General features: G+C 60.0%; 10 protein-coding genes and 1 pseudogene. 6 read left to right on the top strand and 5 right to left on the bottom strand.

What is annotated here, in order from left to right:
* Positions 1 to 140 precede the first annotated feature (140 nt).
* Positions 141 to 1,208 (bottom strand): enoyl-CoA hydratase/isomerase family protein, encoded by a 1,068-nt coding sequence (locus AAE029_RS15950; RefSeq protein WP_371073830.1) that lies wholly within the window; start codon positions 1,206 to 1,208, stop codon positions 141 to 143.
* A 172-nt stretch (positions 1,209 to 1,380) separates the two neighbouring features.
* Between AAE029_RS15950 and AAE029_RS15945 the strand changes: the two genes are divergently transcribed.
* The 5 genes and pseudogenes from AAE029_RS15945 to AAE029_RS15925 all read left to right on the top strand — a co-directional run bounded on the left by AAE029_RS15945 (position 1,381) and on the right by AAE029_RS15925 (position 8,212).
* The gene (locus tag AAE029_RS15945; RefSeq protein ID WP_371073829.1) at positions 1,381 to 2,754 is read left to right on the top strand and encodes a carbohydrate porin; all 1,374 of its coding nucleotides are present in this window, start codon (positions 1,381 to 1,383) and stop codon (positions 2,752 to 2,754) included.
* A gap of 304 nt (positions 2,755 to 3,058) precedes the next feature.
* Positions 3,059 to 4,243: pseudogene (locus AAE029_RS15940) on the top strand (acyltransferase family protein); the annotation flags it as partial.
* A gap of 18 nt (positions 4,244 to 4,261) precedes the next feature.
* On the top strand, positions 4,262 to 5,359 hold the full coding sequence (locus tag AAE029_RS15935) for a glycosyltransferase family 2 protein (protein ID WP_371073848.1): 1,098 nt from the start codon (positions 4,262 to 4,264) through the stop codon (positions 5,357 to 5,359).
* Between the two features lie 7 nt (positions 5,360 to 5,366).
* Complete coding sequence (locus tag AAE029_RS15930) at positions 5,367 to 6,404, top strand: glycosyltransferase family 2 protein (protein WP_371073828.1); 1,038 nt, start codon at positions 5,367 to 5,369, stop codon at positions 6,402 to 6,404.
* An 8-nt stretch (positions 6,405 to 6,412) separates the two neighbouring features.
* Positions 6,413 to 8,212 carry an ABC transporter ATP-binding protein gene (locus tag AAE029_RS15925; RefSeq protein ID WP_371073827.1) on the top strand — a complete coding sequence of 600 codons (1,800 nt, stop codon included), beginning with the start codon at positions 6,413 to 6,415 and terminating at the stop codon, positions 8,210 to 8,212.
* Between the two features lie 113 nt (positions 8,213 to 8,325).
* Here the strand turns inward: AAE029_RS15925 and galE are convergent, their stop codons facing one another.
* From galE to mscL, 3 genes are all read right to left on the bottom strand, one after another.
* Positions 8,326 to 9,357, bottom strand: coding sequence for a UDP-glucose 4-epimerase GalE (gene galE / locus AAE029_RS15920; protein ID WP_371073826.1), 1,032 nt, complete (start codon positions 9,355 to 9,357; stop codon positions 8,326 to 8,328).
* 219 nt (positions 9,358 to 9,576) lie between these two features.
* On the bottom strand, positions 9,577 to 10,743 hold the full coding sequence (locus AAE029_RS15915; RefSeq protein ID WP_371073825.1) for a pyridoxal phosphate-dependent aminotransferase: 1,167 nt from the start codon (positions 10,741 to 10,743) through the stop codon (positions 9,577 to 9,579).
* Positions 10,744 to 10,876: 133 nt separating this feature from the next.
* On the bottom strand, positions 10,877 to 11,311 hold the full coding sequence (gene mscL / locus AAE029_RS15910; protein ID WP_371073824.1) for a large conductance mechanosensitive channel protein MscL: 435 nt from the start codon (positions 11,309 to 11,311) through the stop codon (positions 10,877 to 10,879).
* A gap of 267 nt (positions 11,312 to 11,578) precedes the next feature.
* Here mscL and AAE029_RS15905 point away from each other — a divergent pair, with 267 nt between their 5' ends.
* The gene (locus AAE029_RS15905; protein ID WP_371073823.1) at positions 11,579 to 15,085 is read left to right on the top strand and encodes a NahK/ErcS family hybrid sensor histidine kinase/response regulator; all 3,507 of its coding nucleotides are present in this window, start codon (positions 11,579 to 11,581) and stop codon (positions 15,083 to 15,085) included.
* Here the strand turns inward: AAE029_RS15905 and AAE029_RS15900 are convergent, their stop codons facing one another.
* Entirely contained in the window at positions 15,086 to 17,254 is a 2,169-nt protein-coding gene (locus AAE029_RS15900; protein ID WP_371073822.1) for a mechanosensitive ion channel domain-containing protein, read from the bottom strand. It lies immediately after the preceding gene.
* Between the last annotated feature and the right edge of the window lie 160 nt (positions 17,255 to 17,414).

Raw genomic sequence — 17,414 nt, 5'->3', positions numbered from 1 at the left:
GAGAATCAGAACGCAATTCCATAGGCAATTCTAAATGTGTGAATGCCATAGCCCCGGCGGGAGAAGGTGGCCCGAAGGGTCGGATGAGGGGGTATCGCCGCACGGCGAATATCTCAATCTATTTACGATGAAACGCGGCGCTAGCCAAAAAGCGGCGGTTTGGCACCGACGAGAAAGCGGTCGATCAAGCGATCCTCGGTATCTTCAATACGAGCCGGTTGCCATTTCGGATTGCGATCCTTGTCGATGACGGCAGCCCGCACGCCCTCGTAGAAATCCGGATTGTGCAGGATCTGCAGGCAGGCGCCAAGCTCCCGATCCAGGCATTCGGCGAGATCGGCGCTTGCGCGCCCTGCTCGGAGCAGCCGCAGCGTCAGCTTCAGGCTTGTCGGCGAGCGTGTCAGAATCACGCGCCGGGTTTCGGCGGCGAATTCGCCCGGTTCCTTTTCGAGGGCAGCCAGTATCGCCTCGACACTGTCGAATCGGAACGTCCGGTCGATGACATCCCGATGGCTGGCAAGCGAGCTTGCACCCGGATCGACCGAGGCCCGCGTCAGCAGAGCGTGGAGCTCGATATCCGAAATCCCCGGCGGCAACGCGCTGATGGCAGTGGTGATGTCCGGTAATTTCGCCGAGTCAAGGCAATGATCGGCAAGGCCGGCATAGATGGCGCCAGCCGCACCGATGTCCAATCCGGTCAGGCCCATCCAGGTTCCGATTTCTCCCGGGGCATGCGAAAGCAGCCATGTCGCACCGATATCGGGAAAATAGCCTATGCCTGTTTCCGGCATGGCAAGACGCGTGCGCTCGGTCACGATGCGATGGCTTCCATGCGAAGAAAGGCCGACGCCGCCGCCCATGGTGATCCCGTCCATCAGCGGGATATAGGGCTTCCGATAGTGGGCGATCTGATGGTTGAGCTGGAATTCCGCTCTCCAGAATGCCTCCGCTTCTCCCGTGCCGTTCCTGCCGGCGGTATGCAGGAGCCTGATATCGCCGCCGGCGCAGAGACCGCGTTCTCCCTCCCCGTTCACGATGACACTACCGATCTCGCGGTCTTCGGCAAAGCGAGCGAGAGCATCTGCAATGGTGCGGACCATGCCAAGCGTCAGACTGTTCAATGCCTTCGGCCGATTGAGACGGATGAGTCCGGCCGAGCCTCTCCGCTCGATAATGACCTCTTCGCTATGACCTGCCTCGTTCTGCATGTGATATCCCCATGGCTGCTAGCGGACATGGATAAACCCGCTCAGCCGATCGATCCAGTCACGATGAGCAACAATGGGGTCATTTGACACCGGCGGCCGCTTGCGTATTTCCTGTGATGCGCTGGCCACACCAAACAGGCATGCGAATCTTTGCGTTCATGGAGCACATCGGATGAGCTTTGGCGACGGAGCGATGATGAGAACCAGCGCTTTCGCGCCACTCGCACTTGCGATTGCTCTTTTCGGGACGGGAGCGAAGGCGGACGACAACACTCCGCAGTCCCATGCGGATACCACACTGACAGGCGATTGGAACGGCTATCGGAATTGGCTGCGGGACGAAGGCATTACCTTTACGATAACCCAGACCAGCGATGTGCTTGCCAACGTCTCAGGCGGGCTGCGCACGGGATCCGCCTATGACGGTGTTTTCCAGTTGCAGGGCGATTTCGACATGGATCGGCTCATCGGCTGGACCGGCGGAAAGCTTCACATCTCGGGCTACGCCATCCAGGGCAACGGCCTATCGGGCAAAGACATCGGCAATCTGCTGACCGTGACCTCGGTCGAGGCCGATGCTGGCTTCAGGCTCGGAGAACTCTACGTCTCGCAGGACCTGTTGGACAACACAGTGACGCTGAAGCTCGGGCAAATCCTGGCGGACCAGAATTTCGCGATCAGCAGCACGGCAAGCCTTTTCGTCAATTCGACCTTCGGATGGCCGGGCCTCTTTGCCATCGACCTTCCCGGAGGAGGTCCGGCCTATCCATTCGCGGTTCCAGGTGCGCAGATCATCGTCAAGCCTGACGATGCATGGACATTCCAGACGGCAGTCTTCAACGGCAGCCCAACGGGATCGGATCCGGATGGAAACGCCAATGGACTGGGATTTCCGCTTGGCGACGGTGTTCTTGCCATTGCCGAGGCGGCCTATAGCTATGTGCCCGGCAAGGGCGACCCCGGCTTGCCGGGCACTTACAAGATCGGTGCGTGGTATAATTCCGAAAAATTCGACAGCCTTTCGACCGCCTCGAACGGCGTCTCTCTGGCCGATCCGCTATCGAGCGGGGAGCCGCGGCAGCTCCGCGGCAATTATGCCATATACGCCATTGCCGATCAGACCTTGTGGCAAGAGCCTGGCAGCGACAACAATGGTCTCAATGGATTTGTCCGTGTGGCGATCGCCCCGCAGCAGGATCGCAACAGCGTAAGCTGGTATCTGGATGCGGGGCTGACCTATAAGGGGCTCCTGCCGGGGCGGGACGATGATACCGTCGGCGTCGGCTTTGCCTATGCCAAAATGAGCCCAGACCTGTCGGACCTTGCGAAGGCGGAGAACAGTTTCACCCATGATTCGCAGCCCATTCCGAGTTCCGAAGCGGTGATCGAACTCACCTACCAAGCTGCCGTTACGCCATGGCTATCGGCACAACCCTTCTTCCAATATGTCATTCGGCCCGGAGGTAATGCAGCCGATCCGGACAAGCCTGGTTCTTCGATCCAGAATGCCAGCGTTTTTGGCCTCAGAGTTGCCGGGACTTTCTGACATGATGGCCGTTTCCTCACCGTTCTGACCCGACAATTCATCAGGTTACGGCGAACCACATCCTGCGCCGGGCTTCCTGAGCCATCAGTTTCATTTTATTAGCAATTTCGCATAAGCAGTCATCATCCACCGATTGGCCGCCCGGTCAAAGTTTGGCCCTAATGCCCCCTACATTCTGATGCTCCGCTCGTACCTTCATCAAGGGGCAGTCGATGAATTCGGCGGCGCAACCGTACTGATTTGAAAGCTAGCGTCCTTAGGGACAGGGAGCTGGCCGACGAAGTTTTGTGCACGGGGGATTTTGATGGGGAACGGCCGCGACCAGCAGCTGGACGGCTTGAGAGCTGTTGCTGTTCTGATGGTGCTTTATGCACACCTCTTTGCTACCGAGAGTGCTCATTGGGGCCATATTGGCGTCCGATTGTTCTTTGTACTCAGCGGATTTCTTATAACGCGCCTTCTGCTCGAGGCACGTCAGGCGGAGTGTTTCGAACCCGCCGCAGCGCTGAGATCGTTTTACGTTCGCCGGGCGCTCCGCATCTTTCCAATCTATTTCGGCATGTTGGGCTTCGTCTGGCTGGTCAATCTGGAACAGTCCAACGGATCAATGATCTGGCACGTTCTCTATCTCTCGAACTTCTGGTACGCGCTAAAGAACGAGTGGACGCCCTGGCTCCTCTGTCACACCTGGAGCTTGAGTATCGAGGAGCAGTTTTACCTGATCTGGCCGCTGGTTATCCTACTGGCGCCTCTTCAGTCCCTCGGTCGGATCTGCATCGGCGCCATCGCCCTTTCATTGGCCTACCGGCTCTGTTGGCCGATCACCGGAACTCCTACCCTCCTGCGTGATCTGCTTCCACCAGCTTCAATGGATGCGCTTGTCGCCGGCGCATTGCTTGCGGTCCATCGCACCAGAACTATGGCCTGGCCACGATGGATGCAATTGAGTTGGCTGCCGATCGCCGCCGCCTTTTTGCTGCTGAACTGGTTCCGAACGATGCCATTGTCGCCCGCGCAGGACTGGTTCCGTTGGATCGGATTGGAGATCCTCGCTGTTATACCGCTTGTCGTGATCGTCGGGAGCTTCTCGGCGGGATCAGGCGGCTTCCTTGGCCGGCTTATGGAACTGCCGCCGCTTACCGCCCTTGGACGGATCAGTTACGGGGTCTACCTCTTTCACCCGATTGCACTCTCGTTCGCCGTCAAGGCTCAACCATGGCTTCCGGTCAATGTTTCCGAGCAGGGACCAGGACGCTTCCTGGTCGCGGGGGCCCTCACGCTCGTGTTCGCGTCAATCTCTTGGCTGGTCCTTGAAAAGCGGCTCAACGCCCTGAAGCGCTACTTTCCTTATGTTCCCGCAAGAGGGCGCAGCACCGCAGTTACGAACAGCGCGGCTGAGCACCTTCACGGAGCAGAGGACGGTGGGCGCCCGGCCCGCCTGCGCGAACCAGCCGATCGAAACAAATCCTTACAGACGCTTGATCTTCGAACTGATTGGGGGAGAAACATGCCTATTCCATTGGTGTCCGTTCTGCTGCCTGTCTATAACGCTGAATCCTATCTGCCCGCAGCGGTGGAAAGCATTCTGCGCCAGGATCATGAACGCCTGGAGATCATCGCGATCGATGATGGTTCGACAGACCGCTCACTGGAAATTCTGCAACGTTATCGGAAGGCCGACGATCGCATCTCCATCATATCGCGTGAGAATCGCGGGCTGATTGCGACGCTGAACGAGGGTCTCGCCGTCGCCAAAGGAGATCTCATCGCCAGGATGGATGCCGACGACATCGCCTATCCGTCGCGCCTGTCGCGGCAAGTCTCGCACTTTGCACAGCAACCTCAACTCGCGATCTGCGGGACGGGTATCGACAGGCTCATCGGCGACCGCGTCCTTCTAGGCTCACCCAACCCGATCTACCAGACGACAGACCTTGGCATTTTGTCGATGTTTTTCACCATCTTCATACATTCGACGGTGGTCTACAACAGGAAGGTCATACCCGACGAGATGCTGGTCTATGACAAGGCCTATCCGCACGCGGAAGATTTCGATCTCTTCAGACGGATCACCGATCGCTTTCCGGCGGCCATGATCGACGAAAGCCTGCTTGCCTATCGCATTCACGATAACAGCGTCACAGCCAAGCATAAGCGTCAAATGCGCCAGACGCATCTGAAGATTGTCGCGGAAAATCTTGGACAGGCGGGCCTCATCGACGATCCCGCCATTCTGCATGACATCGGCGAGAGGGTGACCGCGGAGACGATCGGACGCGTGGCCGAATTTCTCCTCGCGCTCGAAGAGGCCACCTCGCGCCTGCCGGCGGAGGCGCGAGCGAGCTTCGAGGAGGGAGCGCTCTGTTTCTTCTATTTCCTCTATCAGATGATCAGCGACGAAGAGCGGCCCTGGCTGACGCACGAGTTCCTGACACGAACGCAAAAATGGGAGATCATTCGGCGCCGAGAACGATACGGCCTGCGCGCCGGCGTTCGCGCGCCATGGTTCAGCCTTCTGTCGGCTGCGGCCACCAAACGGGCGGACGCGTTTGCGCGGTACCTGCAGTCAGTGCCTGCCGCCACAGTCCTTCCGTCAACGATCTAGCCGTAACATGGCCATTGATCGTCTTCCGACCACGCGGGACCGCTCCATACCCCTGTCCCAATCGCGTACGGCCCCTCCCCCACGATTGGAAGGGCCGGGCCCGCTGATAAGCTTCATCGTCTGTACCCGCGACCGTGCCGAAGCTCTCGAAGCCTGCATCAGATCCATCGAATCGGCGTGCCGGTCACATGCCGCTATCACGAGTGAACTTGTCGTGGTGGACAACGGCTCGACCGACAACACACCGGAATGCCTGGCCAATCTCGCCGCAACGGCGGATATCACGATGGTGCTCGTCACGGAGGCTCGCCCGGGCCTGGCGGTAGCGCGCAACACGGGGCTGCAGCAGGCGCGTGGCCAAATTCTCGTCTTCATCGATGACGACTGCGAAATCGACGGCAATTACCTCAACGATCTCGAACAGCACTATGCGAGAGGCGAACGGCTCGTTCTGCGCGGCGGCCGTGTCGAACTCGGCAATGCCCGCGACCTGCCATTTACGGTCAAGCTGTCGCCGGTGTCCGAGTGGCTAACCCGCCGCGTTCATCCCGGCGGCTTCGTGCTCGGATGCAACATGACAATGCATCGCGAGGTTGCTGCTCTTGTCGGCGCTTTCGACGAGCGGCTTGGGGCGGGCGCCCCCATGCATTCGGCGGAAGACACCGACTATGTGCTGCGCGCATTTCAGCTCGGCGTCCCGGTCGAATACGTTCCCAACATGACCGTCTATCATCACCACGGTCGAAGGACGCAGCAGGCGATCGAAAAACTCCACCGTAGCTACAGCTTCGGCAATGGCGGGCTTTATGTGAAGCACGCTCGCAATGCGGCGTGGCTGCTTCGGCATTTTTACTGGACCGTGAGGTCTGCGTGCATGGAGCCTTTCGGCGGCCCCAAGTTCAACCCGGAGGTCGGTCTATCGCACTGGCCAATCGTGTTCATGAATCTGCTCGGAGCCATCAAGTTCGCCGGCCTGCTGGTAAGCAAGCGGCCGGAACAGACAAAAGTGCCCCAGGTCGAGCAACTGACCCCTTCATCGAGGTAACATTGCCTATGCTGCAAAACATATTGCCAGGCTTGCACATGCTGCGCCAAGCGCTTGGAAGGCAAGGGCGCCTTCTTCCGGCAGTCGTCGTTCTCGGTCTCACCAGCGCCGCGCTCGAAGGCGCCGGCATCGGTCTCATCATCCCCATGCTGACCATCATTGCCGGCGACCACGGTGCTCCGCAAGCAGGTGGAATTTCCGCGATCTTTCAGCAAGTGGGATCCGGGTTGGGCGACGGAGAGCGACTTGTCGCGATCGCCGCCGCCGTCCTCGCCTTGATCGTCCTGAAGAACGCCTTGGCGTATTCAAATGCCATCCTGACAACGTACATATATGGAAAGGCCAGCCATTCCATCCGCGGCGCCCTTGCAGATCAGCTTTTGAGGATCGGCTATCCCTTCTTCCTGCAGCAAAGCCCAGGACGATTGCTGAATATCATCTCCAATGAGTCATGGCGGGCTTCCGATGCCATCCAGACCGTCCTCGGCGCAATCGTGAACGCTTCCGCCGCCATCATTCTGCTGGCGTTCCTTCTGCTCCTGTCCTGGCAGATGACTCTCTTCGTTGCGATCGGACTGGCTCTCGTCCAGATCGCACATATCGCGCTCTCGGCCAGTCTCAAGAATGCCAGCCGCAGCGTCACGTCGCACAACAGCGAGCTTGCGGCAAGAATGCTGCATCTCGTGCATGCCGGGCGGCTGATCCGGATATTCGGACAGGAGAGCCGCGAAAAGCAGGTGTTTGACGCATCATCGGACGCCGTTCGCCGAGCGGGCTTCCTCTTGCAAACGCGCCAAGGCGCTCTGCCGCCGTTGACCGAAGTTCTGCACTCGCTGCTCTTTCTGGCAGTGGTCGTGAGCGCCTGGTCCGTGGGCGTGAGTTTCCCGGTTATCGTCGCATTTGTCGTCCTGCTCTACAGGCTGCAGCCGCATGTGCGGAATCTGCAATTGTCCTGGGGACAGGTTCAGGGCTGGAGCGGTTCGCTCGAGGAAGTGCGGTGGCTGCTGGATTCCTCCGATAAGCCGAAACCTCCCGGGGGCACGCAACCAGCTACTGACATACGCAAGCACATCAGATTTGACGGCGTGACGTTCAGATATCCGGGTTCGGGTTCGCGGGCAGTGGTATTGCGCTCCGCAAGTTTCGAGGTCCGCAGCGGTCGCGCGACAGCGATCATCGGCAGATCAGGCGCCGGGAAAACCACGATCGTCAATCTTCTGTGCCGATTTGTCGAGCCGGATGAGGGCCGAATCCTTATTGATGATCTGCCGCTAAACAAGATCGACCCCGTTCAGTGGCGAAGCCGGATCGCCCTTGCCAGCCAGGAACTGGAACTGGTGGATGGCACGATCCTTGACAACATCACCTATGGGAAGAAGACTACGGCAGCCGAGGCGGAACGCGCAGCAAAGCTGGCGGAAGCGCATGAGTTCATCGAGAACCTGCCCGAAGGATACCAGACCGTCGTCGGCTATCGCGGGTTCAATTTGTCCGCGGGGCAGCGGCAGCGGATCGCGCTGGCGCGAGCGCTGGTGCGCGATCCGGAGATTCTGATCCTTGACGAAGCGACGAATGCCGTGGACGGACTTTCCGAAGCCGCCATTGTCGAAACGCTGAAATCAAGGGCCGGCCGCCGCACGACCCTGGTCATCAGCCACCACCGGAGCACGATTTCGTTCTGCGACGACGTCGTCATCCTCGGCGACGGCCGCGTAAGGACACAGGTCCAGCTTGCCGAGGTGGCTTCGCTGACCATGGACCAGCTCTATGAGCATGAGACGCCGGACGAGCATATGACTGCGGGTTGATCTACTGCATGTTTCCTTAAATCGGAACCGATTTAAGGATAAAAAACAGGCAGCAATTCAAAGTGCTACGGCGTCCTTTGTGCGTCTGAAAAGACGCACGGCGCTGTAGGCAGTTACTGTACCGCCGCCAGCGCCCTGTAGACTTCGCGAAGATGTTCATGACCCTTGACTGCGAGATGGATTTCCCAGTCCAGCGCACTGCGGACGATGGTTTCCAGGGAGTCATGCACCGGCGCCCATCCGAGAATGCTGCGCGCCACGCTGGCATCGGCGACAACGCTTGCGGCATCTCCAGGCCGCCGCGACGCCATATGGATCTTGAAGGATTGGCCGTGCAGGCGGGTCACCATGTTCAGGACGTCGAGCACCGAATAGCCGGTGCCGTAGCCGCAATTGGCAACGAGCGGTCGGCCGCCCTTGCGCAGATAGTGCAGCGCCTTCAGATGGGCTGCGACCAAGTCGCTCACATGAATATAGTCGCGCACGCCGGTGCCGTCATGCGTAGGATAGTCGACGCCGTAGACGTGGACGCCGTTGCGTCTGCCGATCGCCGCCTCGCAGGCGACCTTGATCAGGTGCGTGGCGGCCTCGGTCGATTGGCCGGAGCGGCCCAGCGGATCGGCGCCCGCGACATTGAAATAACGCAGCGCGACATAGCTGAACCCATAGGCCGCAGCCGCATCGCGCAGCATGATCTCGGTCATCAGCTTGGAATGCCCATAGGGATTTTCGGGATTGAGCGGCGCGGTTTCGCGGACCGGCTCATCGGTCTTCTGCGGACCGTAGACCGCGGCCGTCGAGGAGAAGACGATGTTGCGGACACCGGCGTCGACCGCCGCTGCAATGAGGACGCGGGTCTTGCCGGTATTGTTGTCGTAGTAGGCCAGAGGATCGGCGACCGAGACGGGAACGACCGCTGAGCCCGCGAAATGGATGACGGATTCAATGTCGTTCTCGATGAAGATCTTCTGCAGCACCGCCTCATCCCCAATGTCGCCGAGATAGAAGCGTGCAGCCGGAGCGACGGCCCAGCGGAAGCCGGTCGAGAGCCGGTCGACAACGACGACATTCTCGCCAGCATCAAGCAAAGCCCAGACCATGTGGCTGCCGATATAGCCAGCCCCGCCCGTAACCAGTACTGCCATTTTCCCTGCTTCCCTGCCCTTTTTAGATTGGGAGCATATGGCGCGCGTCCGGGTTCAGATTTCCTTATCGGAACGGCTTTCGGACGGCTTTCCAGCGGGAAGTTTGGAACTGTGGTTAGGCGGGTATTTTCCCGATCGTTAGACTTTTATCGACCGTGCCAAATGAAGCAAAAGCCCGGTTGAAGCCGGGCTCTGCGTGATCTACGGCGCGCCTGCGGGTCAGCGGCGGAGGATATAGTCGCAAAGCCGCTCAGCGGCGATGGCGACCTGCGCTGGATCGCGCAGGAAGCAGGCACGCATGAAGAGTTCGCCGCCGGCTCCGAATGCCGTTCCGGGTGCCAGCCCGACACCAGTCCTGTCGACGATGTCGAGTGCCGTCTTGCGGCTGTCCGTCACGCCGTCGATCTTCAGGAAGGCATAGAGCGCGCCATCGGGCTTCAAGGTCTCCACGCGATTGGTGGCGATCAGCGCATCGCAGAGGATGTCGCGCGAGCGCGCCGCCTTTTCGATGTTCGAGCGGACGAAATCATCGCCATCGTTCAAGGCGACGACGGCCCCCCTCTGCATGAACTGGGCGACGCCGGAGGTCGAATATTGAACGAGGTTTTCGAGCACCTGCCCTATTTCAGGCGGCGCCACGATCCAGCCGACGCGCCAGCCGGTCATCGACCAGTTCTTGGAAAAGGAATTGACGAAGATAAGCTTGTCGTCGGGCTCCATCACGTCGAGGAAGGACGGCGCCCTGCCGCCGACGAAATAGTAGAGCGCATAGATCTCGTCGGCCATGATCCAGAGATCATGCTTGCGGGCAAGCGCGAGGAGCGCCGTCAGATCCTCGCGGGTCGCCGTCCAGCCGGTCGGGTTGGATGGCGTGTTGATGAAAAGGCACCGTGTTTTCGACGTGATCGCCGCCTCGACGCGATCGATATCGAGCAACCACCTGCCGCCCTCGAACTGGAGCATCACGCCGACACGGCGGCCGCCGGACAGCTCGAACGCCGCCGAAATATTCGGCCAGGCCGGGGTCAGGTAAATCATCTCGTCGCCCGGAGACGTAATCGTCTGGATCGCGAGTTGGATCGCTTGCATGCCCGAGCCGGTCACATAGAAATGCTCGACCGGAAGAGAAACGCCGAAATGACGGCGATAATAATCGGAAAGCGCCTGACGAAGCTCCGGAATGCCGCGCTGCCAGGTGTAGAAGGTCTCGCCGGCCATCAGGGCCTCGGCGGCCGCACGATTAATGAATTCCGGGGTGGGCTGATCACCTTCACCGACCCAGAGCGGCAGCAAACCCTCACGGCCGCGCGCATAATTGACCACTTCAACGATGCCGCTTTCAGGTGCGGCAAGCGCACGCGGGCTCAGGCTATTCAAAATCGACATGCTCATCTCCGGGCTTTTGCCTTCATAGTGTGATTCAGTTGGCAAATCCCAATCATTTTACCTGAGCGATATATCGATATCTGTTATGGATGCGGGCCTCATCCGCGCAAGACAAAGCCGCATCGCACAAGGATCAGACGGCTGGTCTCTTCGCAAGCAGATCGCGAATTTCGGTCAGAAGTTGGACATCGACCGGCGGAGGCGCGGCCTCGGCTGCCTCTTCCTGTTTCCTTTCGACCTGCGTGCGCAGGATATTCACACCCTTGACCATCAGGAATATGATCCAGGCAAGAATAAGGAAGTTGATGAGGACCGTCAGGAAGCTGCCATAGGCGAAGACCGCACCCTGGGCACGTGCGGCTGCGAGCGTCGGGGCGTTCACTGCGGAACTCAATGGGAGAAAATAGTCCGAAAAATCGAAGCCGCCGAAGATGGCCCCGACAATCGGCATGATGATGTCGTTCACCAGCGATTGCACTATGCCTCCGAAGGCGCCGCCGATGATGACACCGACGGCAAGATCCATGACGTTGCCGCGGGCTATGAAAGCCTTGAACTCGTTGAGCATCTCTTCCGTCCCCTCTCACAGGTTTAGCAGGTCCTTGAATTCCTTAGCTACATCTTCACTATAATTATTCAATCGCTCCTTGGGAATATTCCCGCCATGCGCGTCCGATCTTGGACTTAAGGCCAATGGGCAGCCAATTTTCAAGACATCTAATTTGCCTTAGTCTGGCCGCCGCAGTTCAAACTATTAGAGCGGGACTAGTGCGTCTCATAAGACGCATGGCGCCGCTGGCGGGAACCGACGGTACAAACCGTCGACGAGGAGTGCATGCTTCCAGGCTGGATCATATTCGCGTCCGCTTTCGGCTATCTGCTGTTGCTCTTCGCCGTGGCAAGCTATGGCGACCGCAGGAGCAGGGCGCCGGGCGCTTCCAGTCGCGGCCGACCGGTCGTCTATGCCCTTAGCCTGGCGATCTATTGCACATCCTGGACCTATTTCGGCGGCGTCGGCCTCGCAGCCCAACGAGGGCTGGAATTTGCCGGCATCTATATCGGGCCGATCCTTGTCTTCACCCTCGGCATGCCGGTACTGCGCCGCGTCATCGAGCTTGCCAAGGCCGAGAAGCTGACATCGGTCGCGGACTTCGTCGCGGCCCGCTACGGCAAGAATTCCACCGTCGCGACGATCGTGGCGCTCATCTCCCTCGTCGGCGCCATTCCCTACATCGCCCTGCAGCTCAAGGCGGTGTCAAGCACGGTTGCCGCCATGGTCAATCCGTCGGATTACGGCATCGGCAGCGGCAATCTTTATTTCATCGACCTGCCGCTGATCGTGACGATTGTCCTTGCCTGCTTCGCCATCATGTTCGGCACCCGGCACACGGATGCCACCGAGCATCAGGACGGGCTCATTCTCGCCATTGCGATGGAATCGGTCGTCAAGCTCTTCGCTTTCCTCACGGCCGGCATCTGCGTCATCTGGGTCCTGTTCGACGGCCCGGCCGACCTCTGGAACCGAACCATCGAGAACAATCTCGTCCTGTCGGCGCTTCAATATCACACGCCGCTCAGCCGCTGGATCACGCTGGTCGTGCTGTCCGCTTTCGCGATTGTCATGCTGCCCAGGCAGTTCCATGTGACCGTGGTCGAAAACCGCACCCCCAAGGAACTCCGCCTCGCCGGCCTGCTGTTCCCGCTCTATCTCATTGCCATCAATCTGTTCGTGCTGCCGATCGCGATCGGTGGCGTGCTGACCTTCGGCGGCGCGGGTAATGCAGACCTCTATATGCTCTCGCTGCCGCTTGCGGGTCAGATGCCGCTGGTCTCGCTCATCACCTTCATCGGCGGCTTTTCCGCCGCCACCGCGATGGTCATCGTCGCTTCGGTGGCGCTGTCGATCATGGTCTCGAACGACATCGTCATGCCGATCTTCCTGCGGCAGCGACTGATCGGCTATGGCGGCCCGCGCGATAATTTCTCCAAGACGCTGCTGCACATCCGGCGCAGCGCGATCTTCGCGGTGCTACTGCTCGGCTATGCCTATTATCGGTCGACCGACAGCGAAACGGGGCTCGCCTCGATCGGCCTTCTTTCCTTCGCCGCAATCGCGCAGATGGCGCCTGCCCTCTTCGGCGGATTGATCTGGCGACGGGCCAATGCACGCGGCGCGATTCTCGGCCTCGTGTCGGGATTCATCGTCTGGCTGTATCTCCTGTTCCTGCCGAGCCTCGGCGGACCGGACTATTCCTATGTGGCAAGGGCCGTCCTCGGATTCATTTTCCCCGGCGCCAGCGTCTTCAGCGCTGAGGGGAGCGACCCGCTCGTCAACGCGACCGCGCTCAGCCTACTGGTCAATACGCTTGCCTATGTCGCCGGTTCATTGACACGCCAAGCCCGCCCGATTGAGCGCATCCAGGCGGGTATCTTCGTGAAGCGGCACTCCCGATCGCAATTTGCCACCCGCGGCTGGAAGACGCGCCTCGATGTCGGCGATCTCAAGACGACCATTTCGCGCTATCTGGGGGAGGAACGCATGCAGCGCTCCTTCGATTCCTACGAGCGGTCGGCCGGACGCAAGCTCGAAGACGATCAGCCGGCGGATATGGCGCTCATTCATTTTTCGGAGCAGCTTCTCGGCAGCGCAATCGGCTCCTCCTCGGCGCGGCTCGTGCTTTCGCTCATCCTGCAAAAGGTCGAGGATGCCTCCGCCGATACCGCCTGGCTGCTCGATCAGGCAAGCGAGGCGTTGCAATACAATCAGGACATGCTGCAGACGGCACTGTCGCAGATGGACCAGGGCATCGCGGTCTTCGATTCCTCCAACCGCCTCACAATCTGGAACCGACGCTTCCGCCAGCTCCTCGACCTGCCGGAGAATGCCGGCCAGGTCGGATTTCCGCTCGCCGATATCGTGACCATCCTGCGCACCCGCGGTGACATAGCCGCGGGTGAGGATGGGCAAGTGATCCGCCATTTCCTGACGCTCGACAAACCGTTTGCGCTGGTACTTGCCGGCGGCGAACGGATCATCGAAGTGCGCTCTAACGCCATGCCTGAGAAGGGGATCGTTGCAACCTTCACCGATATTACCCAGAGGGTAGCCGCTGACCGGGCGCTCAAGCAGGCGAACGAGACGCTCGAGCAGCGCGTGGCCGAACGGACCGGAGAACTTACCCGCGTCAATCGTGCCCTCGCAGAGGCGCGAGCGGCCGCCGACGAGGCCAATATCGGTAAGACGCGCTTTCTGGCCGCTGTCGGCCACGACATTCTGCAACCTCTCAACGCGGCCCGCCTCTATTCTTCCGCCCTCGTGGAGCGGATCGGTCATTCCGAAAACAGCGGCATGGTGCGCAACATCGATTCCGCGCTGGAATCGGTGGAAGCCATTCTCGGCGCGGTTCTCGATATCTCGCGCCTCGATACCGGCGCTATGAAGCCGCGCATCGCATCCGTAGCGCTCTCGGACCTGCTCGAACGCATCGAGACCGATTTCGCCCCGATTGCGCGGGAGAAGAACCTGAAGCTCGTCGTGATGCCCAGTTCGCTGACGGTTCGCTCCGATCCTAACCTGCTGCGTCGCCTGGTACAAAACCTGGTTTCCAACGCCATCAAATACACGTTGAGCGGCAAGGTCCTGGTTGGAGCGCGACGGCGCGGCGATCACGTCGTCATCCGCGTCATGGATTCGGGCATCGGCATTCCCTCTTCGAAATTCCGCACGGTGTTCAAGGAGTTCGCCCGTCTCGACGAGGGCGCGAAAACCGCCTCCGGTCTCGGGCTCGGTCTTTCGATCGTCGACCGCATTGCGCGCGTTCTCAATCATCCGGTCGAGCTCAGTTCCACGCCCGGCAAGGGCAGTGATTTTCGCATCATCATTCCCATCGATGCGGCGCGCCCGGCGGATGCCGGCGGGCTTGCTGCGGGCGCGAGCGAGCGAGGCTCGGCGCAAACGCTCATGGGCTTCAGGGTGCTCTGCATCGACAACGAGCCGAAGATCCTGGAAGGCATGCGGACGTTGATTTCGGGATGGGGATGCGAGGTGGAGACGCGCAATTCGCTGGCAGCCATCGAGTCGGACGATATCGGCCCGCTGCCCGATCTGATCATTGCCGACTATCACCTCGGGGACGGCACCGGGATCGCAGCTATCCAGAGCTTGCGCGAAAAATTCGGCATAGACCTGCCGGCTCTGCTGATCACGGCCGACCGGACGCCGGAGGTGCGGGCGGAGGCGGAGAAATTCAACATCGGCCTGCAGCACAAGCCAGTGCGCCCGGCAGCACTGCGCGCTTACATTACGCAGGTCTCGAACCTCAAGCGCGCCGCGGCCGAATAATCAGCTCGCCTGCTTGGTCTGCGGCTCGGCTGCCGCGGACATCATTCTCGCGGCGGCGGCGGCAGGATTTTCGCCCTCCCTCACATGCACGGTCGGGTAGGGAATCTCGATACCGTTTTCCTCAAAGGCGCGCTTGATCGCCACGAGAGCCTTGCGGCGGATCACGAACTGGCCGCCCGGCTTGGTCTTCATCTTGATGCGCAGTTCGATGCCATAATCGCCGAAATTCTCGACGCCCTGCATCTTCAACGGCTCGATGATGTCGGGCGCGAATTCCGGATCTGCAGCGAGTTCCTGCCCGATTTTCTTGACTATCTTGCGTGCCTTCTCGATGTCGGCCTTGTAATCGACCTTGATGCTGAATTTGTCTATGACCCAGTCGCGGCTCATGTTCTGAACGGCTCCAAGCTCTCCGAATGGCACCGTAAAAAGAGCACCGCGATGATGACGGAGCTTGACCGAGCGCAGACTGAAGGCTTCCACAGTGCCCTTGTAGCCGCCGCTCACGATATATTCGCCCACCCGGAAGGCATCGTCGAGAAGATAGAAAATGCCGGAGATCACGTCCTTTACCAGCGTCTGGGCGCCAAATCCAATCGCCACGCCGATCACGCCCGCGCCGGCGATCAGCGGTCCGATCTCAATGCCGAGCGAGGACAGGACCATCAGAACGCATATGACCAGGATAGCGGCAAAGAGCATGTTTTGGACGATCGGCAGCAACGTCCTGAGCCGTGTGTTCCGGCTCACATCCTGAGCACGTTCTTCATCGCCATGCTCGTGGTTGTTGCCTGTCTCTTCCTCAAGTTTGCGCGCGATCAGAGCCTTGATGATATACCAGCCGAAATCCGCCGCGATAACGATGAGCAGCGCCTTTACGATACCCCGCAGCAGCCGGGCAAGAGCCGTTTCACCGCCCGCCATCATCGACATGTCGACCCCGGATATATGGGCCAGGACAAGCGCGGCGGAAACGATCAGCAGGACTCGGATGCCGCGATCGACCACAGCCATCAGGACCGGCGTCATCGGCTTTTCATCTGAGGGAGGCGTCGGGGCCCTCAGCACGTAGTAAACGGCCTTGTGCGAGAGCACGATGATTGCCGGCAGGACGAAGGCGGCCAGCGCAAACCGGAAGATTATTGGGACTGCGAGCCAGAGCACGCACAAAAGCAGGAAATAGATCGTGAGACCCCAGGAGGCAGGGCCGCGCCGATGCGGTGGATGATCGGCGTCCGCCACTTCGGACGGCGGGCGCAGCCATACGGCCAGCAAAACAAGGCAAAGCTGAACGACGCTGACGGGGATAGCCAGCAACTGCCGTGCAGGCAAATCGAAGCCAAAAGTCGGCAGAAGGTCGAAGGTCGCGCCTACGAAGGCAAACCAGGCCGTGTTGATCACCAGCCATCGATACCAGTGAGCGGCGCTCTCATCCGTCAGCGGGAGGACACGGAGTTCGACCGCATGCGCATATTTGAGATTGGGAGGAAGCAACAGGACGCGCCCCAGGATGAGAACCCCGCGCGTGATGATCGCAGCGGTCAGATAGGCGACCACGACCTCGCGTAGCAATGGCGGCCATTCGAAGCTCAGGAAAAGGCCGGCACTGCCGATAATGAAGGCGGCCATCATGATGATGGCATAGAGGAAGCGCCCATACAGCGCCTTGAGGCGGCCGTGCGGCGAAGAGGGTGACTGGGAGTTCAGCCAATGGCGGTATCGCGGTGTCAGCCTGTAGATCAGCCAGTCCAGCGCAAGGCCCACCAAGATGAAGCCGGCAATAAGCCCGATGATTTCAAGAGAACCTCGCTCCTCGAATTCCACCATCATGATATCGGAGGCGCGCATTCCCTGCGTGGACAACGTGGGAATTGCGGCGATCATCGACCGGATGTGCCCGCGAAGCGCGGCAAGCCCCTGGGAAACTTCCGACCGCGCATCCTCGCCAGCGGTCGTCTCTCGGCCGGAAGGTGCGGACGCTGGCTGTTGGTTCTGGCGTTCCAGCCAGGCTTTCACGTCCGGATCGGAAAGCAGCTTAACGAGCTGCTCAACCTTGTCGGGCGGTGGCGGCGTCTGTGCCGACGCCGGTCCGGCGACGAAGGTGGCAGAGATGACGATCGCCAGAAGCACCGCCCAATATCTTATCTGCGCAAGAAGATATGAAACCATCACCAACCTTCGTTTCGGTCCCAACAACGAACGAATAGGGGCAGGCGCGTTCGGCGTGATCCAATGGCTGCAAAACGAGCAGCTTGCTACCTTACGTGAAGGTACGTCCGGAATCTGTGCTTCGCAATGGAAATTCTTCGGTCCTAACTGGCGGCCAGAG

The sequence above is a fragment of the Sinorhizobium sp. CB7 genome (assembly GCF_041357635.1).
Taxonomy (GTDB): Bacteria; Pseudomonadota; Alphaproteobacteria; order Rhizobiales; family Rhizobiaceae; genus Rhizobium.
This window is presented reverse-complemented; position numbering and strand designations above follow the sequence as displayed.